Annotated in this window: 16 protein-coding genes and 1 CRISPR repeat array (1 of these 17 running past the window's edge); of the genes, 6 read left to right on the forward strand and 10 right to left on the reverse strand. The window is 72.9% G+C overall.

Annotated features, from left to right (window positions below; genetic code table 11):
* A CRISPR array of direct repeats spans window positions 1-507; the repeat unit is 29 nt; unit sequence GGGTCCATCCCCGCGTGCGCGGGGAGCAG; it begins 195 nt to the left of the window's first position.
* Between the two features lie 279 nt (window positions 508-786).
* Window positions 787-2,940: a cytochrome c oxidase assembly protein gene (locus ACFW3L_RS06655; RefSeq protein ID WP_378737153.1), complete on the reverse strand. Its 2,154-nt coding sequence runs from the start codon at window positions 2,938-2,940 to the stop codon at window positions 787-789.
* Between the two features lie 376 nt (window positions 2,941-3,316).
* On the opposite strand from ACFW3L_RS06655, the gene ACFW3L_RS06660 reads away from it, so the two are divergent.
* From ACFW3L_RS06660 to ACFW3L_RS06675, 4 genes are all read left to right on the forward strand, one after another.
* Complete coding sequence (locus ACFW3L_RS06660) at window positions 3,317-4,543, forward strand: dihydroorotase family protein (protein WP_378737155.1); 1,227 nt, start codon at window positions 3,317-3,319, stop codon at window positions 4,541-4,543.
* Between the two features lie 137 nt (window positions 4,544-4,680).
* Window positions 4,681-5,799: an alanine dehydrogenase gene (gene ald, locus ACFW3L_RS06665; protein WP_378737611.1), complete on the forward strand. Its 1,119-nt coding sequence runs from the start codon at window positions 4,681-4,683 to the stop codon at window positions 5,797-5,799.
* Window positions 5,800-6,015: 216 nt separating this feature from the next.
* Window positions 6,016-7,140 carry an enolase C-terminal domain-like protein gene (locus tag ACFW3L_RS06670; RefSeq protein ID WP_378737157.1) on the forward strand — a complete coding sequence of 375 codons (1,125 nt, stop codon included), beginning with the start codon at window positions 6,016-6,018 and terminating at the stop codon, window positions 7,138-7,140.
* 74 nt (window positions 7,141-7,214) lie between these two features.
* Window positions 7,215-7,670: a MaoC family dehydratase gene (locus ACFW3L_RS06675; protein ID WP_378737613.1), complete on the forward strand. Its 456-nt coding sequence runs from the start codon at window positions 7,215-7,217 to the stop codon at window positions 7,668-7,670.
* 71 nt (window positions 7,671-7,741) lie between these two features.
* On the opposite strand, the gene ACFW3L_RS06680 is transcribed toward ACFW3L_RS06675, so the two are convergent.
* The 6 genes from ACFW3L_RS06680 to ACFW3L_RS06705 form a co-directional block, all read right to left on the reverse strand.
* Complete coding sequence (locus tag ACFW3L_RS06680) at window positions 7,742-9,373, reverse strand: glycosyltransferase (RefSeq protein ID WP_378737159.1); 1,632 nt, start codon at window positions 9,371-9,373, stop codon at window positions 7,742-7,744.
* Window positions 9,374-9,477: 104 nt separating this feature from the next.
* The gene (locus tag ACFW3L_RS06685; protein ID WP_378737162.1) at window positions 9,478-11,478 is read right to left on the reverse strand and encodes a glycosyltransferase; all 2,001 of its coding nucleotides are present in this window, start codon (window positions 11,476-11,478) and stop codon (window positions 9,478-9,480) included.
* A gap of 283 nt (window positions 11,479-11,761) precedes the next feature.
* A complete protein-coding gene (locus ACFW3L_RS06690) occupies window positions 11,762-13,441 on the reverse strand; it encodes a glycosyltransferase (protein ID WP_378737164.1) in 1,680 nt (559 codons plus the stop codon).
* Window positions 13,438-15,474, reverse strand: a complete 2,037-nt coding sequence (locus ACFW3L_RS06695) for a glycosyltransferase (protein ID WP_378737166.1) — start codon at window positions 15,472-15,474, stop codon at window positions 13,438-13,440. Before ACFW3L_RS06695 ends, ACFW3L_RS06690 begins: the two co-directional genes overlap by 4 nt.
* Window positions 15,475-15,553: 79 nt before the next feature.
* Window positions 15,554-16,588, reverse strand: coding sequence for a class I SAM-dependent methyltransferase (locus ACFW3L_RS06700; protein ID WP_378737168.1), 1,035 nt, complete (start codon window positions 16,586-16,588; stop codon window positions 15,554-15,556).
* A gap of 343 nt (window positions 16,589-16,931) precedes the next feature.
* The gene (locus ACFW3L_RS06705; RefSeq protein WP_378737170.1) at window positions 16,932-18,998 is read right to left on the reverse strand and encodes an acyltransferase family protein; all 2,067 of its coding nucleotides are present in this window, start codon (window positions 18,996-18,998) and stop codon (window positions 16,932-16,934) included.
* 515 nt (window positions 18,999-19,513) lie between these two features.
* On the opposite strand from ACFW3L_RS06705, the gene ACFW3L_RS06710 reads away from it, so the two are divergent.
* A complete protein-coding gene (locus tag ACFW3L_RS06710; protein WP_378737172.1) occupies window positions 19,514-20,128 on the forward strand; it encodes a superoxide dismutase in 615 nt (204 codons plus the stop codon).
* A gap of 107 nt (window positions 20,129-20,235) precedes the next feature.
* Here ACFW3L_RS06710 and ACFW3L_RS06715 read toward each other — a convergent pair whose 3' ends face one another.
* Window positions 20,236-21,711: a PLP-dependent aminotransferase family protein gene (locus tag ACFW3L_RS06715; RefSeq protein WP_378737174.1), complete on the reverse strand. Its 1,476-nt coding sequence runs from the start codon at window positions 21,709-21,711 to the stop codon at window positions 20,236-20,238.
* A 225-nt stretch (window positions 21,712-21,936) separates the two neighbouring features.
* On the opposite strand from ACFW3L_RS06715, the gene ACFW3L_RS06720 reads away from it, so the two are divergent.
* Window positions 21,937-22,326, forward strand: a complete 390-nt coding sequence (locus ACFW3L_RS06720; protein ID WP_378737176.1) for a DUF3291 domain-containing protein — start codon at window positions 21,937-21,939, stop codon at window positions 22,324-22,326.
* Window positions 22,327-22,421: 95 nt separating this feature from the next.
* Here the strand turns inward: ACFW3L_RS06720 and fabI are convergent, their stop codons facing one another.
* Both fabI and bioD read right to left on the reverse strand, forming a co-directional pair.
* A complete protein-coding gene (gene fabI, locus ACFW3L_RS06725; RefSeq protein ID WP_378737178.1) occupies window positions 22,422-23,219 on the reverse strand; it encodes an enoyl-ACP reductase FabI in 798 nt (265 codons plus the stop codon).
* 150 nt (window positions 23,220-23,369) lie between these two features.
* On the reverse strand, window positions 23,370-23,873 hold a 504-nt coding region (bioD, locus tag ACFW3L_RS06730; protein WP_378737180.1), incomplete at its 5' end, for an ATP-dependent dethiobiotin synthetase BioD.

Below are 23,873 nucleotides of genomic sequence, written 5' to 3' on the forward strand. Positions count from 1 at the left end.
GCGTGCGCGGGGAGCAGCCCGTCGGTACGACGTCTCGGTGGTGCCCACGCTGGGTCCATCCCCGCGTGCGCGGGGAGCAGGCCCGCCGGAATCGGCGCGCGATGCCTCTGTGGGGTCCATCCCCGCGTGCGCGGGGAGCAGTCTTCGTCATGCATACCCGATGCATGTCCCGCGGGTCCATCCCCGCGTGCGCGGGGAGCAGTTCGATCCTGCGATCCAATACCCCTCTGGCGTGGGTCCATCCCCGCGTGCGCGGGGAGCAGGTGATGAACGCTGGCGTGGCGCACTGGTCCGGGGGTCCATCCCCGCGTGCGCGGGGAGCAGACCAGGCGCTCGCCCTCCAGGGGGACCTTCTTGGGTCCATCCCCGCGTGCGCGGGGAGCAGTCAGCGGCGTAGCCCCCGGCTTCCACGGTCAGGGGTCCATCCCTGCGTGCGCGGGGAGCAGCGGCTGATCGCCTCCCTCCTGACCACTCGCATGGGTCCATCCCCGCGTGCGCGGGGAGCAGTCTCTTTGACCTGCGCGTTTGTCAGCGGAAAGTCGCCAAATCTGCAAGTTGTTGAGAAACAGACATTTCACCCATTCTCGTGGCGACCTCTCCCGCTCTTTCTACCGCCCACCCGGCACTCACGACTACTCCGCTCCGCAGTCAGCACCTTCACAAGCGGCGCAGGGAACCATGTGTCTCCGCATCGAATGACCAACTGGACCAAGCACCATTGACCGAACGGAGGGGGCGTACCCAGTCGGGCACGCCCCTCCCACCTTCTCCCCCACCTGCTACCGATCAGTCCTTGGCGGTACTCTCCGGGGCCTCACCAGCGGGGGCCTCCTCCGTACCGCCCCCACCAGCCGAACCCCCGCCCGCAGCCGCTCGCGAACGGCGGTCGAGCTCGGCCAGGTAGGCGTTGTAGTCGTCCATGTCAGCATCGTCGGAACCACCACGGCGGCTGTGCCGCTCACGGCGGCGCTCCTGGCGCTCGTCGTCACGCGACCACTGCACCACCAGCGCCAGCATCACCATGACCGTGGGAATCTCGCCCAGCGCCCAGGCGATGCCCCCACCCGCGTACTGGTCGGCGGCCTGGTCGGTCATCCACGGGATGTCGAACTGCCCGTAGTACTGCATGGCCATCGGCGTGGCCTGCTCCATGATCGCGATGCCGAAGAAGGCGTGGAAGCCCATCGCCACGAGCAGGAGCAGGATCCGCAGCAGGAACGGGACCTTCCGGGGCGCCGGGTCGATGCCGACGATCACCCAGTAGAACAGGAAGCCCGACACCAGGAAGTGCACACCCATGAACAGGTGACCCAGGTGGTCGTTCATCAGGGTCGGGAACAGCGGCGTGAAGTACAGCGCGTACGGGCTGAACACGAAGATCGGCGCGGCCACGGCCGGATGGGTCACCGCCTTGGAGAAGCGGCTGTTCAGGAACGCGTTGAGCCACTCGCGCGGCCCCCGGTCGCCACGCTTCTCGACGGGCCGGAGGGCGCGCAGCGCCAGGGTGACCGGCGCACCCAGCACCAGGAGGATCGGCGTGACCATGGCCAGCACCATGTGCTGGATCATGTGCATGGAGAACATGATCATCGCGTAGGTCGCGAACCCGCTGAGCTGCACCGCGACGATGGTCAGCAGCCCCAGGAGGAAGGCGGCGGTGCGCCCGATCGGCCACTTGTCCCCGCGCTTGACCAGGCGCCGCACACCCCCGAGGTACAGGACCGCGGCGACCACGACGAACATGATGAAGAACAGGTCCGGCCGCCAGAGGGTGAGGACGTTCTCCAGGCTCATCGCGGGCGGGATGGCGAAGCCCAGGATCGCGGCGGCCGGGTCGACGGTGGTCTCGATCGGCGGTGACGGCGGCGGCGTGCGCCCCAGGCCCACGGACACGCCGATGACGGCGGCCATGATCATGACCTCCGCCCCGGCCAGGCGCAGGAAGCTCCGGCGGCGGAAGGAGTAGCCCGCCTTCCCACCGGGGGCGGCGTCGATCCGGGTCAGCACCCGGGTGCGGTGGGCGTTGCCGAGGAAGCCCAGCACGACGAACAGCACGATCTTGACGAGGATGATCCGGCCGTAGTCGGTACCGAACAGGTCGTCCAGGGAGTACAGGCGGGCCATGGCGCTGGCGGCACCGCTGACCGCCACGCCGACGTAGGCCCACAGGGCCATCCGGCTGAACCGGTGCGCGGCGACGGCCGGTTCCTGGGCGTCCTTGCGCATGGCGTGGTACGTGACCACGGCCAGCCCACCGACCCACGCGCAGATGGAGATCAGATGCAGCGCCAGCCCGGTGACGGCGAGCTCGTGGGCGCCGGAGGAGGCGGCGTGGCCGGTGAGCGCGGGCGGGGTGACCGCCGCCAGCGACGCGACCAGCAGCCACAGGCCGCCGGTGGCCGTGGTGACGGTGCGGCCGAACAGCGCGATGCCGGTGACGATGAGGATCACGAACATGAGGGCGACGCCCGAGCCGACCGACCCGGCGAAGGCGGTGACCTCGTCGATGGTCACCTGGCCCGCGCGCCTGCCGAGGAACTCGGCGGCCTGGAAGTACAGCGTGCCCACGGCACCGAGGACCCACGCCAGGGCGGTCCAGGTTCCGGCACGCACGTAGCCGACGGCCTGCTGGGAGAGCTGGCCCTTCTCCGACCCGAGGAGGACGACCGCCATGAGCATGAGGCCGATGGTCAGGACGGCGGCGGTGTCCATGACCGTCTTGGCGATGGGCATGCCCCAGCGGACCACCTCGCCGGAGTCGAACCTCTCCATGCCGGGGATGATCTGCGCGAAGACCGCGCCGCCCAGGATGAGGGTGGCGCCCAGCGCCACCGTGCACACGAGCACGGCCGCCAGGGCGTAGACGGGGGCGTTCTCGGTGCCGGGGGCCTGGTCCTGGAGATCCTTGGGGGATGTGTCGTTCTGGGCGGGAGGAGCCACGCGCCACTCCGTCGTCGAGTTGGTCAACTTGCAGGTCAGCGCCCTCAGCCGCGATGGCCTCCGCACCGCCGTCCGTCGGACTCCGGCGGGGACCTGGCGCGGAGGGGACACCTCGACCCAGGTTAGTCCGTTTACTACACAGTGTCGGACTTGGGTCCGCTCGCCCACCCCCCTTGCGCCGGAAATCCCTTTCGCCGCGCATGCGCGCCCGGACCAGAAGTGACGTTTCCCCCTTCCTCGGAGGGCCTTCGCGATACGCTCGTTCTCCTACAGGAGGTCGCGGACCGCCCCCTCGTGCCCGTCGCCCCTCGCCGCCGTGCCCCCTCCACGGCCACCAGTTCCACGAACGCCGAGAAGCGTACGAAGGGGGAGGGCGATGCCCGAGTTCGACAGTGTCATCCGTTCCATGCGGACGGTGGTCCCCGGCGGGATCAGGTCAGCCAGTGTGGGGGTTCGGGACGGCCGTATCGAGGCGATCCGCCCCTACACGGCCAGGATGTCGGCGCGCGAGGTGGTCGAGCTCGGCCACACCGCCCTGCTGCCCGGCGCCGTCGACCTCGGCACCGGTGTGCACGCCCCCGGCGAGGAGCTACCGGACTCCTACCGGCGGGTCAGCGACGCCGCCCTGCGCGGCGGCGTGACCTGTGTGGTGGTCTCCCCCGCTCCGGCCCGCCCGGCGATCACCTGCGCCGACTCCCTCCAGGTCCACCAGCGGGCGGCGGCCGGGGCCGACGTCTCGGTGCTCTTCCTGGGCGGGGTCACCCAGGGCACCGGCCCACTGGACCTGGCGGACCTGCACGCCGGCGGGGTGGTGGCCTTCCAGGGGTCGCTGTCGGACGGCGGCGCACCGGACATGGCCGCCCTGGGCGACGCCCAGCTGCGCAAGGCCATGGCGGAGATCGCCACCCTCAACGGTCTGCTGATCATGCACGCCGAGGACGCCCGCGAGCTCGGGAGCCCGCCGGTGTCGGCGGAACAGCGTCCTCCCCGGGCCGAGCGGCGGGGCCTGGAGCGGGTGATCGCGGCGGCGCGCGTGGTGGGCGCGCGCACGCACGTGGCCCCCTTCACCGCCGCCGAGTGCGCGGCCCTGCTGGCGGCCGCGGGCGCGGTGGGGGTCGGCCTGACCGCGCACACCTGCCCGCACTACCTGTGCCTGCCCTCGGAGTTCCCCGGCCCGGAGTCCCCCGCGCACGCCTGCCGTCCCCCGTTGCGCTCGGACGCCAACCGCAAGGCGCTGTGGAGCTCCCTGCTGGAGCCCGACTCCCCGATCCGCACCGTCGGCTCGGGCCACCTGCCCGCCATCGGGCTGTTCACCCTGGAGTGGAGCCTGTCCGCGCTCTGGACGGCGGCGCGCCGACGCGGTCGCTCACTGCCGGACCTCGCGCGGTGGACCGCGTCGGCTCCCGCGGAGCTGCTGGGGCTGGGCACTCGGGGCCGTGTCCAGGAGGGGTACGACGCCGACCTGGTGGCCTTCGACGACCAGACGACCCTCGCGGTGCCGGGGAGCGACCCGAGCCCCTACGCCGGGATGCGCCTCACCGGGAGAGTGCGGCGCACGTGGGTCGCGGGGCGCCCGACCCGCTCCGAAGTACATCAGCGCTAGACCCGTGTCACACCACACACATCCGGCTTACAGCCTGTCAACATGGCAACGGAGGGCTATGCACATTGGCGATAGCGTGGACGCGCCTTCGCAGGTCACAGTGGGAGGTATCAATGGCGATACCAGTTGGAGGAATCGTGCGCATCGGCGTGCCCCGCGAGATCAAGAACCACGAGTACCGGGTGGCGATCACCCCTGCGGGTGTCCACGAGCTGACCCGTCGGGGTCATGAGGTCTTCGTCGAACACGACGCCGGGTTCGGTTCCTCCATCACGAACGAGGAGTACCTCGCGGCGGGCGCCAGCATCCTGCCCACCGCCGACGAGGTGTGGGCCGCGGGCGACCTGATCCTCAAGGTCAAGGAACCCGTCCCGGCCGAGTACCACCGCATGCGCCCGGGCCAGACCCTGTTCACGTACCTGCACCTGGCCGCCTCCCGTGAGTGCACGGACGCGCTGCTGGACCGCGGGGTCACCGGTATCGCCTACGAGACGGTGCAGCTGCCCGACGGTTCGCTTCCGCTGCTGGCCCCGATGTCCGAGGTGGCCGGAAGGCTCGCCTCGCAGGTGGGTTCGGTGACGCTCCAGCGGCCCAACGGCGGCCGGGGCGTGCTGATGGGCGGAGTCCCGGGGGTGCGCCCGGCCAACGTCACCGTGATCGGCGCCGGGGTGTCCGGGCTCAACGCCACCCAGATCGCGGTCGGCATGGGCGCGAACGTGACCGTGCTGGACCTGAACGTCGACAAGCTGCGCCACGTGGACTCGCTGTACCGGGGGCAGGTCAAGACGGTGGTCTCCAACGCCTTCGAGCTGGAGCTGTCCGTCCTGGAGTCCGACATGGTGATCGGCGCGGTCCTGGTGCCCGGCGCCAAGGCCCCCAAGCTCATCACCAACGAGCTCGTCTCCCGGATGCGTCCCGGCGCGGTGCTGGTCGACATCGCCATCGACCAGGGCGGCTGCTTCGAGGACTCCCGGCCCACCACGCACGACGACCCGACCTTCGCCGTGCACGACACCGTGTTCTACTGCGTGGCCAACATGCCGGGCGCGGTGCCGAACACCTCGACCCACGCCCTGACCAAGGACACCCTGAAGTACACGGTGGCCCTGGCGGAGAAGGGGTGGAAGCAGGCCCTGCGCGACGACCCGGCCCTGGCCGAGGGCCTCAACACCTTCGAGGGCGACCTGGTCTACGCCCCGGTGGCCGAGGCGCACGAGATGAAGTACCGCGAGCTCTCCGAGGTGCTCGCCTCCTAGGCACGCGTGTGGGGAGGGGGTCGTCCGTACGGGCGGCCCCCTCCTCGGTGTCGGAGCGGTGTCCGGGCTGGACGCACCCGTGCGACCTGGGTCCACGGTCGAACCCGCGCCCGCGAACGGGGTGGTCGGGCCGGTCGGGCGGGGGTACCGTCGAGGGGTGGCCCCTCCGACGGCGGGGCCCGTGACCGGGGCCCGAACACATGAGGTGGGACTGCAGTGACACACACCGGAGCGGTAACGGTGACCCGGATCGTCGAGCTCGAACTGGTGCGGCTGCGGCCGTCGCTGGCCGGGCGAGGCTCCGACGGCTCCGTTCCGGTGTTGGTCCGGGTGTCGGACGGTCGGGTGAGCGGCTGGGGCGAGGTGTCCCGTGCCACCCCGGAACAGTGGGAGGCGCTCGCGCGCGACTTCGCGCCCGCTCTCCTCGAACATCCCTGGCGGCGCCCGACCGAGGTGGCCGACGCCTTCGCGGACCTGCCCTGGGACCCGGCGCTGACCGGGGCCCTGGACACCGCCTGCTGGGACCTGTGGAGCCGTCAGCGCTCCACCCCGCTGGCGCACGCCCTGGGCGGGGAGCGTACGGCCCTCACGGCGGGGGCGACCCTGCCCCGGCAGGCGACCCTGGAGTCGGTGGTCACGGAGGTGAACCGGCGCGTCGGGGCGGGGTTCCGCCGGATCCGGCTGGAGGTCGAACCGGGTTGGGACACCGACGTGATCCGGGCCGTGCAGACGAGTTTCCCGTTCCTGGTCCTCCAGGTGGACGCGGGGGGACGCTACACGGAGTCCCCCGCCGACCTGGACGCGCTGCGGTCGTTGGACACCCTCGGGCTGCTGGCGATCGAGGATCCGTTCGCCCCCGGGGACCTCGGCGCGCACGCCCGCCTGTCGGCCGAGCTGCGCACCCCCGTGGCCCTGTACCGGTCGCTGTCCTCGGTGGAGGACCTGGGCGAGGCGGTCCTGGCCGAGGCGGGGCGCGCGGTGAACGTGGACCCGGCCCGGCTGGGCGGGTTGACGGCGGCGCGCCGCGCCGTGGACCGGGCGGTGGACGCGGGCTGGGCGGTGTGGTGCGGTTCCTCGGCGGTGACCGGGGTGGGCCGCGCGGCGACGGTCGCGCTGGGTTCGCTGTCCGGGTCGACCCTGCCGGTGGAGATGCCCGGTTCCGGTCCGCGCGGTCGTGACCTGGTGGTTCCCCCCGTGCGCGCGCACGACGGCGTGGTGCCGGTGCCGCTCACGGAGAGCGGGCTGGGGCACGACGTGGACCGGGTGGCACTGGCCGGGTACACGGCGAGGACGCTGGTGCTGGACGCGCGTTCGGATCGGACGCCGGGCACCACCCCATAACCGAACGCCGTTAGGTATCCTGGCGCTTCCGTGTCCGGCCCCCGACACCGGACCACGACGCACGTGGAGGCGTGGTGCGCGTATTCGCCGACGTCCATGAGGTCGCCGCCGCCCAGGGCGAGCACCTGGGCCGTACCGACTGGCTGACCATCACCCAGGACCGTGTCGACCTCTTCGCCGACGCGACCGACGACCACCAGTGGATCCACCAGGACGCCGAGCGCGCCGCCGAGGGCCCCTTCGGAGCCACCATCGCGCACGGCTACCTGTCGCTGTCACTGCTGGCGCACTTCTCCCAGAGCATCCTCTCCCTCATCGAGAAGCCGCGGATGTCCATCAACTACGGCCTCAACAAGGTGCGCTTCCTCCAACCCGTGACGGTGGGCTCGCGGGTGCGGGACGCGGTGACGCTCGGAGAGGTGCGGCGGACTCCGAAGGGCTACCTGGTCTCGACCGGGCACACCGTGGAGATCGAGGGGCAGGAGCGCCCGGCCCTGGTCGCGGAGGCCCTGGGCCTCTGGGTTCCCTAGCCAGGGGTCAGGGCACGGGAGGAGGCCCCGTCCGGTGCCGACCAGCGGACGAGGCCTCCTCCAACGGCGACCTAGCGGGCCACGCGTCGCAGGGCGCGGCGGACCAGCCCGGGCGTGAACCAGCGCAGCTTGCGTTCGGCCCGCTCCGCCCTCCGGCGCATGCGGTCGCTCCGGGCCCTGGCCTGCTCCAGCTCGGCGAGGAGCCGGGCCACGTCCTGCTCGGTGTCCTCCTCCGGCCGCACGGCCGACGGGGCCTCCAGCCGGGCCTCCTCCTCATCCGTGGCGTGGACCAGGTCCGTCGCGGGCATCCAGTGGATGCCGTGGACCTCCTCCACCAGGCGGTCCAGGTCCCGGCCGGTCGCCTCGGGGTCGAGGTGGCGGGCGCGGGCGAAGGCGGCGGTCCGCTCCAGGCGCAGCATCCCCTCCTCCGCCGTGAGCGCGCCCGGCATGGGCGCGCAGAGCAGCCCAACCGCGTGGGTGTCGCAGGCCCGCACCATCTCCGCCAGGGCCTTGGGGAACGGTTCCGTCCCCGCCTCCAGGTACAGCCGGAAGGGCACGCGCGGGTCCGTGCCCGGCTGGCTCTCGACGAACCGCACGCGCGGGTCGCCCCGGAAGCTCTCGTGGGCCAGCCGTAGGTCGAGGGCGTCCTCCTCCAGCGGAGAGCGACGCTCCTCGTGCAGTTCGCTCCACGGGCCCACCATCCACAGACGCAGGTCCGGGGTGGAGCCGGCCAGCAGCGCCCTGGCGGTGGTGTCGATCTCCTCCAGGGTGTGGCCCCCGGCGTTCAGCACGACGTCGACCAGCGGGACCTCCCACTGCCGCTCGGGCTGCTTGCGGCGCAGGTGGAAGTCGGGGACCCGGTTGGCCACGTACGGCATCCGATAGCGGGTCCCCGCGTTCCGCTTCTCCTGCATCTGGGAGCGCCCCAGGTGCCAGCTGCTGGTGTCCAGGTCCGGGACGAACACCGCGCCGCGCTGGGCCACCCGGTGGCCGAACTCGCTGTCCCCGCCCAGGATCATGGCCGGGTCCAGACCGCCCGCCGCGTCGAACAGGCTCCGGTGCAGCGAGCCCGTCGCCCCCACGTACACCTTGAAGGCCTCGTGGTGGGCCGAGCGCAGCCCGTCGTGCCGGTCGATGAACCGCTCGACCCAGTGCGGGTCCGCGCTGTCCCGGTCGAAGAGCTCCCCGGCGCGTCCGGCGGCGACCTCGTCCCGGACGTGCTCCGGGGTCATCGCCGCCGGGTCGAAGTCCACGAACATCTTGTGGCCCATGACCACGGCGTAGTCCACCACGTGGTGCCAGCGCATCTGGGACTCCACGTGCTCGCGGTAGACGAGCATGTCGGCGTCCAGACGCAGGATCACCTGGCCGGTCGAAGCCGCGACCCCCGTGTTGACGGCGTGCGCCGAACCCCAACCGCCGGGATCGGAGGTGATCAGCCGGGTGTTCTCCGGGCGGACGGGCGGCAGCACGAGGGGCTCGGGCGTCCCGTCGTCCACCACGACCACCTCCATGAGGTCGGCCGGATAGCTCTGGCCCGCCAGCGAGGCCAGCACCAGTGCCAGCTTCTCGGGCTGACCGTGCGCCGGGATCACCACGCTCACCGACAGCGTCGGCGTCCACTCGCCCACCGACGGCGGGTCCAGCCGTGCGTAGTCGTTGCGGAACACCTGGGGCTGGCTCCGCGTCACTGTCGGAGGCACCTCGCGCTCCCCTCCCCGGGGCTGACTCTGTTCCGGGATCCCGACCCGCACCCGCGTGTCGGGACGTTCCCCCGCCTGACGTTCCGAGACGTTGTCCGCACTGGTCACGACTGTCCTCCCGTGTACTCGGTGGTCCGGAGCAGGGTCCGCGCGGGGCCCGGGACCGGCTGGCCCAGCGGGGCGGGCGCGCCCTCCAGCAGGGCGCTCGGCCGCCAGCCGGACCACTGCCGGGTGCTCCTGCGAAGGAAGTAGCCCATGTCGGCGCCCCAGGTGTGCCCCTGACCGGCCCGCCGGAGCAGGTAGCCGAGGCCGTGGGTCCGGTAGATCCGCCCGCTGTTCCGGCGGACCGCCAGCAGCAGCTGGCTGTCGATCGCCCTGGGCAGGGGCCGGAACCCGCCGACGTCGCGCAGCACGGAGCGGTCGACCACGATAGTGCTCCCCACCACGTCCGGGGAGGGCTTCTCCGTCTGGTAGCTCCGCCACACGGTGAGGTCGAGTTCTTCCAGGTACACCAGGTCCTGGGTGACGCCGACCAGGTCGGCGCAGGCGTAGGTGCGCGCCATGAGCATGTCCGCGAGGTGGTCTGGGCCGTACCAGTCGTCGTCGTCCCACTTGGCGATCACGCTGCCGGACGTGCGGTCCACCGCGTCGTTGAGCACCGAGCCGAACACCTGGTCCGCCGGAGCCTCGTACACCGTGACCGGGATACCCGTCGCGGCGAACTCCGCGACGGCCGACCCGACCTCGGGCACATCGGCGGAGAACCCGTGCAGGGCCAGGACCAGCTCGAACCGCACCCCGCGCTGCCGGGCCACCTGGGCCAGCGCGAACCCCACGAGCTCGGGCCGCCGGGTGCACAGCATCACCGACACCAGGGGTTCCGGCGGCACCGGGACCCCCACCCGAGCGGCCAGGGTGCGCCAGCGGGCCAGCTGGCCGTGGGTGCCCAGAGCGGCGCGGCGCAGCCGAACGCTGTGCTCCTCCCTGCTCAGGGGATCGGCCAGCTCTGTGGCCTCCCTGCTGGTGAGCACGGCGGTGAGTTCCGGTCCGAGCCCCGCGGCCCAGTCCGGGACCGGCCCGCTGACCACGGGTATCCCGCCGGCGGCCAGCGCGACGACCGCTCGGACGACGGTGACCGGCTTCGCGTGCCCGGACCAGTCCACGCGTACTCCGCGCAGGTAGCGGGCGCGGCCGATGTCCAGGTCGGTGAGCGTGCCGTCCCCGGGGACGGCGAACAGCACCTTCTCCCCCTCGCGGACGACGGTGCGTCCGCCCCGGACCGACAGGTCGCCCAGGGGACCGCCGGCCTTCTTGGTGAAGCCGATGGGGTTCACGCTCTGCTCGTCGACCGGTGCCAGCGCGGTGACGGGGTCGGGTTCGTCGACTCCGGCCCCGGAGCGCGGGAGGTCCAGGTGCGGGACGACGGCGTCCTCCCACAGCGGGAGCTCCCGGTCCGAGGTGCGGACCACGAGGTCGGCCACGGGCGAGACCCTGCGCAGCGGTACGGGGCCGGTCGCGCTCACCCCGGTGGCGGCGACGTCGCCCGGCCGCCAGCGCGCCCCGCCCCCGCCGTGCACCCCCGCCAGGGGTGTGGGCCGGAGGCCGCGCCGCCCGCCGGTGGTCCCGTGCAGGACGCAGTCGAGCGCCGGGCCGGTCTCGACGGTGTTCGGGAAGTACAGCTCGCAGATCCAGCCGCGTTTGCCCAGGCGGCGGACGCGCATCTCCAGGAGGTCGTTCCACTCGTCGATGCCCGGCGGGCACGGGACGAGCGGGCCGTGGTGCCCGGGGGTGTCGGCGACCACGACGACCAGGTGGACGGTGGCGGGCAGGGCGTTGACGGTGATGAGGACGCGACGCAGGTCGGTGAGGCTGGCGGCCACCACCGCGACGAGTCCGACCGCCTCGGGCTCGTCCTCCCCGCCCACCCGGGCGACCTCGAACGGTTCACCGAGCGGGTGGGCGTCGAGGTCGACCACGAGGTCGTCGGGTCGCAGCCGCAACCCGGAGAGTGCCTTGAGGGTCGACTCGTGGTCCCCGGTGTGGCAGAGGACCGCTGGTTCGTCACCGCGTGTGCGCAACGCCTGGCGTAGGACTGAGTGGATCATCGGGCGACCCCGGGGTTCGGAGTGAGTGAAGGCACGAACCGGCCCTCACCGGTCACGCCGCCCACCCTAGCCACTCCGGTCACAGATGGTGACTTACCGTCACGGCGTGTCCCTCACCTGGACAGATCCACCCCGGGGGCGTCCCCCGACCCACGCCCGCGAGCGAGGTCCGGGCCCGCCGCGCGACGCCACGGACCCGACGAGGCGGCACGCGGCGGGGTGACGGCCAATCGATCCGTGGACTCCTCCGCCGACACCGGCGAAGGCGTCCACGCGCCACTCCCTAGCGGGCCAGCTTGCGCAGCACTCTCCTGGTCAGCCCGGGGGTGAACCAGCGCAGCTTGCGTTCGGCGCGCTCGGCCCGGGCACGGAGGCGGTCGGCCTCGGCCAGGGCGCGGTCCAGCCGCTTCTGGATCACCTCGGGGCTGTCCGTGGGCTCGGCCCCGGCCGACTCGGGGTCGACCACGAACCCCTCCGCCGGGATCCAGTGCGTCCCGTGGGTGCGCTCCACCACCCGGTCCAGGTCCGTGCCGGTCGCCCGGGGCTCCAGGTGCAGGGCGCGGGCGTAGGCGGAGGTCCGTTCGAGCCGCAGGACGCCGTCGCCCCGCGTGGCGCCGGGCAGGGGCGCGCAGAGCAGTCCGGCACCCTCCCGGTCGATCTCCCTGACCAGTTCGCGCAGGGCGTCGGCGGCCGGGACGGCTCCGGCTCCCACGGTGAGGCGGAAGGGAACGCACGGATCGCGGTCGGGGACGCTCTCGACCAACCGCACGCGCGGGTCGCCCCGGAAGGTCTCCCGGACCAGGCGCAGGTCCAGGGCGTCCTCGTCGAGGGGCGAGCGGCGGCCCCCGTCCAGCGACTCCCAGGCCCCGACCAGCCACAGGCGCAGGTCCGGGGTGGTTCCGGACAGCAGCGCGGAGACGGTGGCGTCGACCTCCTCCAGGGTGTGGCCCCCGGCGTCGAGCACGACGTCGACCAGCGGGACCTCCCACTGGCGCTCGGGCTGCTTGCGGCGCAGGTGGAAGTCGGGGACCCGGTTGGCCACGTAGGGCATCCGGTAGCGGGTGCCCGCGTCGCGCCGGGTCTGCATCTGCGAGCGGCCCAGGTGCCAGCTGCTGGTGTCCAGGTCCGGGACGAACACCGCGCCGCGCTGGGCCACCCGGTAGGCGAACTCGGTGTCGCCGCCGAGGACGAGCTCCGCGTCCAGCCCGCCCGCCGCGTCGAACAGGCTCCGGTGCAGCGATCCGGTGGCGCCGACGAACACCTTGTAGGACAGGCGTCCGGCGGTCCGCAGGCGGTCGTTCTTGTTGATGAGCCGCTCGACCCAGTGCGGGTCGGCGCTCTCCCGGTCGAAGAGCTCCCCGGCGCGTCCGGCGGCCACCTCGTCCCGGACGTGCTCGGGGGTCATGGCGTCCGGGTCGAAGTCCACGAACATCTTGTGGCCGAGGGCGACCCCGTATTCGATCCGGTGGTGCCAGCGCATCTGGGACTCCACGTGCTCGCGGTAGACCAGCATGTCGGCGTCCAGACGCAGGATCACCTGGCCCGAGGAGGCCGCGACCCCCGTGTTGACCGCGTGCGCCGAACCCCAGCCGCCCGGAGCGGAGGTGATCAGCCGGGTGTTCTCCGGACGCACCTCGGGCAGGGTGAGGGGCTCGGGCGTGCCGTCGTCCACCACGACCACCTCCATGAGGTGGGCGGGGTAGCTCTGGCCCGCCAGCGAAGCGAGCACCAGCGCGAGTTTCGCGGGCTGACCGTGCGCCGGGATCACCACGCTCACCGACAGCGTCGGTGTCCACTCCCCCACCGGCGGCGGGGCCAGCGGGGCGTAGTCGTTGCGGCGCAGCAGGGGCTGGCCGCCGAAGTCCACCGCGCCTCGCGGCAGCGGCTCTCCGGGCACGATCGCCGGGCCCGTGACGGGGACCGGGTCCACGGCCGGGGCGGTGTGCTCTTCGGTACTGGTCAAGGGTGTCCCCCCGTGTGCTGTGTGGTCCCGACCGGCCGTCCGTCATCGGCGCCGCTCCCCAGCGGAGCGGGCTCACCCTCCAGGAGGGAGCTGGGCCGCCAGCCGGACCACTGTCGGGCGTAGTTGTGCAGGAAGTAGGCCATGTCCTCGGACCAGGTGTGTCCGCCGCCGGTGCGGCGCAGCACGTAGCCCAGCCCGTGGGTGCGGTGGACGCGACCGCCGCCCCGGGTGACGGCGACGAGCAGCTGCGTGTCGATGGCGCGGGGCAGCGGGCGGAACCCGCCGGTCTCCTCCAGCACCACGCGGTCGGTGAGGAGGGTGCCCCCGGCGATGAAGCGGGTGGCGGTCTCCGACTCCCGGCTGCGCCAGACCATGAGGTCGATCTCCTGGAGATAGACGAAGTCCTGTCCGGTGCCGACCAGTTCGGCCCCGGAATAGGTGCGGGCCAGGACCAGGTCGGCCAGGTGCTCGGGGCCGTACCAGTCGTCGTCGTCCCACTTGGCGATGAGGTCGCCGGAGGCCAGGGCGACGGAGTCGTTGAGCACGGCGCCGAAGATCCGGTCGGCGGGTGCCTCGTGGACGACCAGGGGAAGGCCGGTGGACCGGTACTCGTCGATCGCGGAACGCACCTCGGGCAGCGACGCGGGGAAGCCGTGCAGGGTGAGGACGGTCTCCGTCTCCACCCCTCGTTGGCGGGCGATCTGGGCGAGCGCGAACCCCACCATGTCGGGGCGGCGGGTGCACAGGATGACGGAGACCCGGGGCTGCGGGAGCACGGGCACTCCGGCCTCGGCCGCCAACGCGCGCCAGCGGGAGCGCACGCCGTGCGTGCGCAGGGCGGCGCGGCGCAGGCGGACGCTGTGCTCCTCACGGGCCAGCCGGTCGGACAGGTCGGCCTCGGTCGCGGTGTCGAGCAGTGCGGTGAGCGGGGTACCGAGTCCGGCGGCCCAGGTGGGGACGGGGCCGCTGACCAGCGGGACGCCACCGGCGGCGAGGGAGGCGACGGCGCGCACGGCGGCGTGCGGTCCGCGGTGCCCGGACCAGTCCACCCGCACGCCGCGCAGGTGGCGCAGGCGGGACAGGTCCACGTCCGTGACCGTTCCGTCGGGGGCGACCGTGACCAGGTCCTTCCGACCGTCCGCGATGACGGCGCGGTCGCCGCGCAGGGTGAGGTCGGCCAGCGGCCCCTTCTCGGCCTTGGTGAAGCCGGTGGGGTTGACGGTGGTCTCGTCGACGGGGGCGATCCGCTGGACGGGGTCTCCGCCGGGCCGGTCGGTGGCCAGGAGCGCGGAGCGGGCCCGCTCGTAGCCGTCCGACCCGGTGAGCGTCTCCCAGGACTCGGTGCCGGTGGTGGTCCGGTCCAGGAGGGGCACGGTGTCGTCGGTCCAGGCGGGCGGGGCCGTGGCGTCGTGGACGCGCAGGACGACGTCGCCCACCGGGGTGACCCGGCGCAGCGGGACCGGGCCCTCCTGGGCGACGCCGTGGGCGCCCGTGTCACCGGGCCGCCAGAGGGCGGCCTCGGCACCGTTCAGGGCGGCCAGGGGTGTGACGGCCGGTCCCCGACGGCGGCCCCGGGTTCCGTGCAGGACCGCGTCCAGGACCGGGGCGGTCTCGATGGCGTTGGGGAAGAACAGCTCGCACACCCAGCCCCGGCCGCCCACCCGGCGGACCCGGAGTTCCTGGAGGTCGCGCCACTGCCCCATGCCGGGGCCGGTCGGGACCGGGGGCTCCTGGTGGCCGGGGGTGGCGACCAGTGCCACCACCAGGTGCACGGCCCGGGGCAGGTGGACGGCGGCGGTGAGCACCCGGTGAAGGTCGGTGGTGCTGGCCGCGACCACCGCGACCAGCCCGGCCACGCGGTCGTCTCCGAGGACGGGCTCGCCGTGGGGGCGGGCGTCCAGGTCCAGGAGCACGTCGCCCGGGGCGGTGGGCAGTCCGGCCAGCTCGGCCCGGGTGTCGGCGCCGGTGTGGCAGAGCACGGCCGGTTCCCTGCCGCGAGCGCGCAGGGCGTTCCGAAGGACGGTGGTGATCATCGGATGGCCTTCGAGGTCGGGCGGCAGCCGGGGGCTGGCTGCCGGGCGGTGTCGGGGACGGGCGGGGTGCCGGTGCGGCTCAGGGGGCCCGGCGGGTGAACACGTGGGCGCCCTTCTCCGACGGTTCCACGGTGCGGTACAGGCGGTACTCGGAGACCCAGCGGTCCCCCAGGGCCCGCTCGTCCGGCCGGTCGGCGTCGTCCAGGACGACCACGGCGTCGTCGGTGCAGCGCGGCAGCAGTGCCGGGACCGCCGGGTACCGGGCCTGGACGCCGGTGGCCTGGGGCGGCCCGTCCACGAACAGCAGGCCGACGCGGTCGAGGTCGGTCAGGCGGGAGAGGTCGTACCAGAGCGGCTGGGAGGTGACCGGGCCGTCGGGCGCGGACCCGGCCAGTTCCGGCTTGACCTCGGTGAGCGGGGCGTGCCGGACCTCGACGACGTCGTCGAGGCCGTGCGCGGCGACGAGGTCGCGGCTGAGCTCCGCGTAGCGCTCCTCGTGCTCGATCGCGACCAGGCGGCCGGTGCCCGCACGGCGCAGCGCGTAGCCGATCCACACGCTGGAGGCGCCGCTGCCGCACTCCACGACGAGTTCGGGGCGGTGGCGGTCGATCAACCGCACGAGCAGGCGCAGGACGTCCGGCGAGGCGGCCCAGCCGCGCAGCGGCGGCATGAAGGGGGCGACGTCCAGGTACGCGCGCAGTTCGGCCCAGGCGACCTGCTGTTCGTAGTCGTGGCGGCCCTGCACGGTGACGGCCCGCTGGATCTCCCGGCTGGCCCGGGGCAGGGCGTGGTCCTGGAGCCGGGACAGGCGCTCGCCCACCCCGTCCAGGGAACGGGTGATCTCCAGGCGGTCCCGGCCGAGCACCTCGGTGACCCGCTGGGTGTGCCCTTCAACGGAGGTGGCCAGGGCCCGCAGGGAGCGCCGGAGTGTCCACAGACCGGCGCCGAGGACGCACACGAGCCCGCCGAGCAGGAGCACGGCGGTGGCGATGACGACCTCCGCCCAGCTCAGCACGGACAGAACCCCCAGAACCGTCGGGAGGGTGAGCACCATCAGGCCGAGGACGGCACCGATCACCAGAAGGGGTGTGGCTCGACGGCGGAGCGTGCGCAAGGGGGACCTCCACGGGGGTCGCGTGGCAGCGGGATGCGGGGGGATTTCCGGGTATTGACGAGAAAGTCCCGGACACTTTCGACACTAACTCCTCAAAGTGCCCGCCGAGTTGTTCACCGGGGAAATCGAAACCCGAACAGGAATCAATTCCCCCGGCGTTCACCCGCGCATCACCGTGGTTTCACGTCCGGACACTTCTCCGTCCGCTCCGCCCGCGTGGAAGAATCCATTCCGCCGGGTGTCGCGGGCAGGTGCGAGGTCCGGCACGGGCCCGTTCCAGGGCCTCGTCGCGGGTGTGCTCGCCCCGGCGCGGACCCGGATCCCCGTGGCGTCCGGTCCGGACTCACCAGCCGGTGGCCTCGACCAGCGCCTTCTCCATCGCGGGAGCGAGGGTGCCCGCGTAGGTCGCGGTGATGTGTGAGTGGTCCCAGAACACCAGGATGTTGCCGACCACCGCTTCGCAGTAGCCGTCGGGGCACACCTGGTCGGTGAGGTCCATCAGGGTGACGTTGGGCGGCAGCGTGACCAGGGTGGCCGGGTCCACCTCCTCCTGGCTGGCCGAGACCGGCGACACGCACTGGTCGACCGGCCCCGACTCCACGCACTCGGCGCCCTGGTAGGTCAGCCGGGGCAGGTCACGCAGTCCGATCACCTCGACGCCCAGCCCGTCCAGCCACTCCCACATGCCCAGGTAGCCGTCGTGGACCCGCTCGCCGTCGAGCGTGGCGCGGGTGGAGGAGGTCAGCACGGCGTCCGGTCGCAGCTCCTCCAGTTCGGCCATCGCCCTGGCCTTCCACACCTCGCACTCGTCGAAGACCACGCCGTCCCGGTGGGAGGTGTCGGTGCTGAACTGGCAGCCGCTCTTGCTGAACGAGACCAGGCGCCACCCCCGGGCGTCGGCCGCCGCCCGCACGGCCGGGTACCAGTGGGCGACCCGCGAGGCGCCGACCAGGGCGAGCGTGCGCTCGGCGTCGGCGGGCCCGGTGTCGCAGACCACCAGTTCGGAGGAGGTGAGGGTGACGTGGCAGCCCTCCTCGTGGTGCCAGGACAGGTCCTGTCTGGCGTCGGCCGGGTCCGGCCGGACCGGGACGTCGGCCAGGACCGTGCTGGGGTCCGCGACCACCCCGGCCCCCGGGTAGCTCTCGGGGGCGGCCAGTTCCAGGGCGCGTTCGGCGCGGTCGCGGTCGATGCGGTCCGTCCAGAGCAGCGAGGCGGCCAGGACCGGGACGATCAGCGCGGCGGCGATCCCCAGCGACCAGGCGGGCGTACGGCGGACGGGGGGCCGGGTGAAGCGGTCCAGGCCGCCCTCCACGAACCGGTGCGTGAGCCAGGCCAGGACCAGGGACGCGCCGAGGATCCCCAGTCCGCCCAACGGTGTGGCCAGGGACCGGCCGGTGACCTCCAGATAGCAGACCAGGACCGGCCAGTGCCACAGGTAGAGGGGGTAGGAGAGCCGGCCGAGCTCGGTGAGGGGCTTCCAGGTGAGCAGGCGGTCCGCGCCGTGCGCGCTGCCCGTGGTCCCGGCGAGGACCACCAGGACCGCGGCCGTGGTCGGCCACAGGGCCACGTAGCCGGGGAAGAGCGTGGAGACGGAGAGGAGCGCCCCGCAGGAGACCAGGGCGGCCAGGCCGAACCAGCCCAGGAACACGCGCAGCCGCACGGGCAGGTGCACGCGGTGGACGACCAGGGCCAGGAGCGCCCCCAGGGCCAGCTCCCAGAGCCGCGCTCCGGTGTCGAAGTAGGCCCAGGCCTGGTCCCGGGCGGTGATGGACACCGAGTAGCTCAGGGACAGCGCGAACACCGCCGTGACCAGGACCAGGACCGTGGCGCGGAACGGCAGCCTCGCCCGTGTGGCCACCAGCGCGGCGAGGGCGACCAGCAGCGGCCACAGCAGGTAGAACTGCCCCTGGATGGACAGCGACCAGAAGTGCTGGACCGGGCTGGGCGCGGCCTCCCTGGCCAGGTAGTCCACCGCCGCGTGGGCCAGGGCCCAGTTCTCGTGGTAGAGCGCGGCCGCGCGGACCTCCTCCAGGATGTCGCCCCAGCGTGAGCGGGGCAGCAGCAGGTACACGGCGGCCATGGTCGCCGTCAGGACCACGGCCACAGCGGGGACGAGCCGCCGGACCAGCCGGGTCCAGAAGGCGACGAACCGGACCCGCCCCTCGCGCTCGACGCTCCGGACCAGGGACCCGGTGATCAGGAACCCGGTGAGCATCAGGAAGACGTCGACACCGCCGGAGACCCGGCCCAGCCAGATGTGGTAGACGGCCACCAGGAGCACGGCGACGGCGCGCAGCCCCTCGATCTCGGGGCGGAAACCCCCGCCACCGCCCCTGGCGCGCACGCCGTCGGGAACGGACGGAACGGAGGTGGTCCTCGTGAAGGGAGCCTTCGGAGTGGAGGAGTGCATGAGCGGCGGTGGCCTCGAAGTGCTAGGGAGACTGTGCGCCGAACGAGGCGTCTGAACGGGTGGCGTCTCTCGAATTCGGCGCTGCATCATCGCCGTTCCCGATGCCCACCCGGTGAATGGCGGGCCAACGCCCGAACAACGTTCTCCGGAACCCCGGCAGGCGGATCTCGGACAGCCCGGCCAGGGTAGGCCGAACGAACGCCCGCACCCGGGCTCCGAGGTTATTCGGGAGGTTCGGGAACAAGGGTGATGGTTTGTGTGACAGGCGCCCGGGAAGGGTGGGGGAAGGTCGGAGCGGGTCAGGGCGCACGGGCCCCGTGGACGTCGTACCGGTGGTGTCCGGAGGACGAGGACGGGCCCGGTCGCGTGGACGCCCCGGTGGCCGTTTATTCCCGGAGCCGGGTGTCAAGAGCCTGACATCGGGTGTCCGGCCGCCCGGCTGATAGCTTGCTGACTAGAGCGATCCCATCGCTGTAAGCCCGAAGAATCGCGTCATTTGGAAAGGTGCGTCAGAGATGTCTGCGCCATACTCGCTTCCCGAACTGCCCTACGACTACGCGGCCCTGGAGCCGTGGATCTCCGGTCAGATCATGGAGCTGCACCACGACAAGCACCACGCCACCTACGTCGCTGGCGCCAACAGCGCCCTGGAGCAGCTGGCCGCGGCCCGCGAGTCCGACGACTTCGGCACCGTGAACCAGCTCCAGAAGAACCTCGCGTTCCACCTGGGTGGCCACGTCAACCACTCCGTCTTCTGGAAGAACCTCTCCCCGGAGGGTGGCGACAAGCCCGAGGGTGAGCTCGGCGCCGCCATCGACGACCAGTTCGGTTCCTTCGACGCCTTCCGCGCGCACTTCAACGCCGCGGCCACCTCGATCCAGGGTTCGGGCTGGGCGATCCTGGCGTGGGACGCCCTGGGTCAGCGCCTGATCATCGAGCAGCTGTTCGACCAGCAGGCCAACATCGCCATCGGCACCCAGCCGCTGCTCATGCTGGACATGTGGGAGCACGCCTTCTACCTCCAGTACAAGAACGTCAAGGGCGAGTACGTCAAGGCGTTCTGGAACGTGGTCAACTGGGCCGACGTCCAGGAGCGCTTCGCCGAGGCCCGCAAGGTCCAGCTCGGCTAGTTCCACTCCCCGCCCCACCGGTCACGACCGGTCGGGCGGCGGGAACGGCGGAGGGCGGCACCGCACGGTGCCGCCCTCGCTGTTGCCCGGGCCCCCGGAGCTCCGGTTCAGACCACGAGGGCGTCCGGGTGGTCCTGCACGGGGCCGTGCCGGTCCAGCTCACGCCAGGAGCGGGCCAGGCGCCACACCAGTTCCTCCCGGGTCGCCCTGTCGTAGGCGAACGGCAGCCGGAAGTACGCGTCGTGGCGGTCGTCGCCCGCCGCCGACATGACGGGCCCGGGGACCAGCTCGACGTCGTGGGCGAGCGCGACCTGGGCGAAGGCGCGGGCGCTGGTCCCGGGCAGCTGGACCCACAGCGCCGCGCCGCCCTCGGGGGTCCGCCACCGCCACTCGGGCAGGTCCCGGCGGAGCAGGCCCTCCATGTGGTCGAGCGCCACGCGGAGCCCCTCGGAGCGCTCCCGCGCGAGCTGGGCGTAGCGGTCCAGCAGCCGCACGCCGACCGCCTGGTCGAGCAGGGGGCCGGCGAGGTCGGCCAGGACCTTGCGGCGGCTGAGGCGGAGCGCCATCTCGGCGGGCGCCCGCAGCCAGCCCAGGCGCAGGCCCGCCCACCCCACCTTGGAGAGGGAGTCGACGGTCACGACCTCCGCGCCGCGCGGGGCGTGGGCCGCCAGGGGCGGGGGTTCGTCGGGCGCCCGCAGGCCCGTGTACGCGCTGTCCTCCAGGATCGGCACCCCGTGGCGCGCCGACAGTTCTCCCAGCTCACGGCGGCGAGCCGAGGACATCATCGTGCCGGTGGGGTTGTGGTACGAGGGCATCACGTAGAGCAGGTGCGGCGAGGTCTCGCTGAGGGCGCGGCGCACGCCGTTGGGGTCGATTCCCTGGTCGTCCAGGGGGACGGGACGGATCCCGGCGCCCCGGTCGCGGAAGAGGTCGAGGCAGCCCGCGAAGCTCGGGTCCTCGGCCACCACCAGGGAGCCCTGACGCAGGTAGAGCTGGGCGACCAGGGCGACCGCCTGGTGGGCACCGGTGGTGACCACGATCTGGTCGGGGTGGGTGGGCAGGCCCTGGTGTTCGTAGTGCCGTGCGATCGCCTCGCGCAGGGCGGGGAGCCCGCGCGGGTGGTAGTTGCCCTCGGCCATGAGGGCGGGCAGGTCCTCGGCGGTGACCTCGCGGATGGCCTGTTCCACCCCGGCCAGGCCGGGGGTGCGCAGGCACGAGGCGGAGATGAGGTTCTCGTCGGTCTGGAGGAGGTTGCGGTAGATGGGGTCGCCGGTGCCGTTGGCGCTCCACCCGTCCGAGCGGACCGGGGCGCGGGACCCGCACACCCGGGTACCGCTGCCCTGACGGCTCTCCAGGACTCCCTCCACACGCAGGTGGTCGTAGGCGGAGACCACGGTGGTGCGGCTGACGCGCAGCGCTGCGGCGAGGCCGCGTTCGGAGGGCAGGCGCTCGCCGGGGACGAGGGTTCCCTGGTCGACCAGTTCACGCAGGGAGTGGGACAACCGCCGGTGCAGGGCCCCGTTCCCGGTGGACCAGGCGCCGAGGGAGTCCACCAGGTCGTCGGTGCGTCGAACAGGGTCCATTTTCGGCTCCATTGGCTCTCCTCGTGTCCGCGTCGGACTCCGATACTGGCATCAGTCCAACCGGACGCACCAGAGCCAGAGTGGACCCTGCATCGGGGTCCACTTGAGACAGGAGTTCGCATGCGCTCCCTCCTTCCCACTCGCACCGTCCGCCACTCCGCCGTGTCAGGGAGGCCGCGTCGCGGCCACGGGGAACCGGCCCCGCAGGGGCGGGGGACGATTCTGGTGGAGTCCCGCACGGTCACCGGCGACCCCCGCCACCTGCCTGCCCTGGTCGCCGCGTTCCGCGCCCGGGCCGAGGTCCACCCGGGCCACCTCGGTGAGGTCCACTTCTCCGACGACGGGGCCTCCGTCCGCACGGTGAGCCGCTGGCGCTCCTCCGTCGACCTGCGGTCGTTCGTGGAGCGGGCCCACGGCGACCTGCTCGCCTACCGCGTGGAGGCGGGCCGCTTCCCCGAGGTGGAGCGCACCCTGTGGTGGTCCCGCTCCGCGACGGCGGTCACCCCGGAGCAGGCGGAGGCGCGAGCGGTGCGCCTGAAGGCCCACGGGCCCGGCCCGGGGGCCTTCACCCTGGGCTCCCCGGTCCCCGCGCCCGCCCGCGCCGGTGGTGCCTGAGGACCCCCGGCGGGACTCCCCGCACGCGAACGGGCTCGGCCGTCCATGACGACCGAGCCCGCCGACCCCTCCCGCACGCCCCTCGTGGTGCGGGATCAGGCGGAGACGGGACCGGGGGTGGGGGCGAGCGGGGCGCCCATGGCGTGGTAGCCGCCGTCCACGTGCATGACCGTGCCGGTGACGGCGCGCGCGGCGGGCGACATCAGGAACAGTGCCGGTCCGGCCACCACGGTGGTGTCCTTGGTGTCCCAGCCCAGCGGGGCGTGACCCGACCAGGAGTCCGCGATCTGCGCGAAGCCCGGGATCGAACCTCCCGCGAGGGACTTGATCGGGCCGGCGGAGATGGTGTTCACGCGGATACCGTCCGGGCCCAGGTCACGGGCGAGGTAGCGGGCGGAGTTCTCCAGGACGGCCTTGGCCGACCCCATCCAGTCGTAGACCGGCCAGGCGACGCTGGCGTCGAAGGTCAGCGAGACCACACCGGCGCCCTCGGGCGCGTTGGCGAGGAGGTCACGCATGCCCACGGTGAGCGCGGCGAGCGAGTAGCCGGAGATGTGGATCGCCTTGGAGACGTCCTCCCACTCGGTGTTGAGGAAGTTGCCGCCCAGGGCGCTCTCGGGCGCGAAGGCGATGGCGTGGAGCAGGCCGTCCACGTGGTCCCAGTGCTCACCGATCGCCTTGGCCGTGGTGGCGATCTGCGCGGGGTCGGTGACGTCCATGGGCAGGACGGCGACCGGCTCCTTGGGCAGCCGCTTGGCGATGCGCTCGCAGATGGAGAAGGCGCGGCCGGGCGGGTTGGTCAGGATCACCTCGTGGCCCTGGTTCATGGCCTCCTCCGCGATCGCGTAGGCGATGGAGGACTGCGTGGTGATGCCGGTGATGAGCAGGTTCAAGGGGTCCCCTGGAAGGCGGTGTTCGGGCTGGCAGTGGCAACGTATCGGCGCGCGGTGGGGTGCGTCTGCCGTGGAACGGCACAAAGAATCGGCCCCGGCCTTGAAGGGGTCCGCCAGTGGGGCGGCGCGGCCAGGGGCGCGCCGGGGCCCTCAGCCCGGCTCCGGGGGCGACCAGGTGCCGCCGAGTCCCGCGCCCAGGGACCGCCGCGCCACCGTGGTGAACGCGTCCGGGGCCAGGGCTCCCATCCCCGAGGGCAGGACCCCGGAGAGCGGTCCGGCCCCCATCTCGGGCAGGTCGACGAGGTTGCAGCGCATGGCCAGGTCGGGCTGGCGGGGCCAGGAACCCACCACGACCCCGGCGGGGACGAGACCGCGCGAGCGCAGGGCCTCGGCGGTCAGCGCGGTCGCGTTGAGAGTACCCAACCGGGGGTCGGCCACCAGGAGCACCGGGGCGGTCAGGAGTTCGGCCACGTCGGCCAGGGTCTCCCGGTCCTTGTTCAACCGGACCAGGAGCCCCCCGGCGCCCTCCACCAGCACGAGGTCGTGGCCGCGCGCGAGGTCGAGCGCGCGGTCGGCCACCTCCCAGGCGGCCGGTCCGTCCCGACCGCTACGCGCGGCGGCCGTGGCGGGGGCGAGCGGTTCGGGGAAGCGGGC

It is taken from the genome of Nocardiopsis sp. NPDC058789, from assembly GCF_042745575.1.
Lineage (GTDB): Bacteria > Actinomycetota > Actinomycetes > Streptosporangiales > Streptosporangiaceae > Nocardiopsis > Nocardiopsis eucommiae.

Bases quoted from the DNA above. Each gene is read 5' to 3' on its own strand.
- ACFW3L_RS06660 (WP_378737155.1), top strand. From the start codon at position 3,317: ATGCCCGAGTTCGACAGTGTCATCCGTTCCATGCGGACGGTGGTCCCC.
- ACFW3L_RS06685 (WP_378737162.1), bottom strand. From the start codon at position 11,478: ATGATCCACTCAGTCCTACGCCAGGCGTTGCGCACACGCGGTGACGAA.
- ACFW3L_RS06695 (WP_378737166.1), bottom strand. From the start codon at position 15,474: ATGATCACCACCGTCCTTCGGAACGCCCTGCGCGCTCGCGGCAGGGAA.
- ACFW3L_RS06705 (WP_378737170.1), bottom strand. From the start codon at position 18,998: ATGCACTCCTCCACTCCGAAGGCTCCCTTCACGAGGACCACCTCCGTT.
- ACFW3L_RS06710 (WP_378737172.1), top strand. From the start codon at position 19,514: ATGTCTGCGCCATACTCGCTTCCCGAACTGCCCTACGACTACGCGGCC.
- ACFW3L_RS06715 (WP_378737174.1), bottom strand. From the start codon at position 21,711: ATGGACCCTGTTCGACGCACCGACGACCTGGTGGACTCCCTCGGCGCC.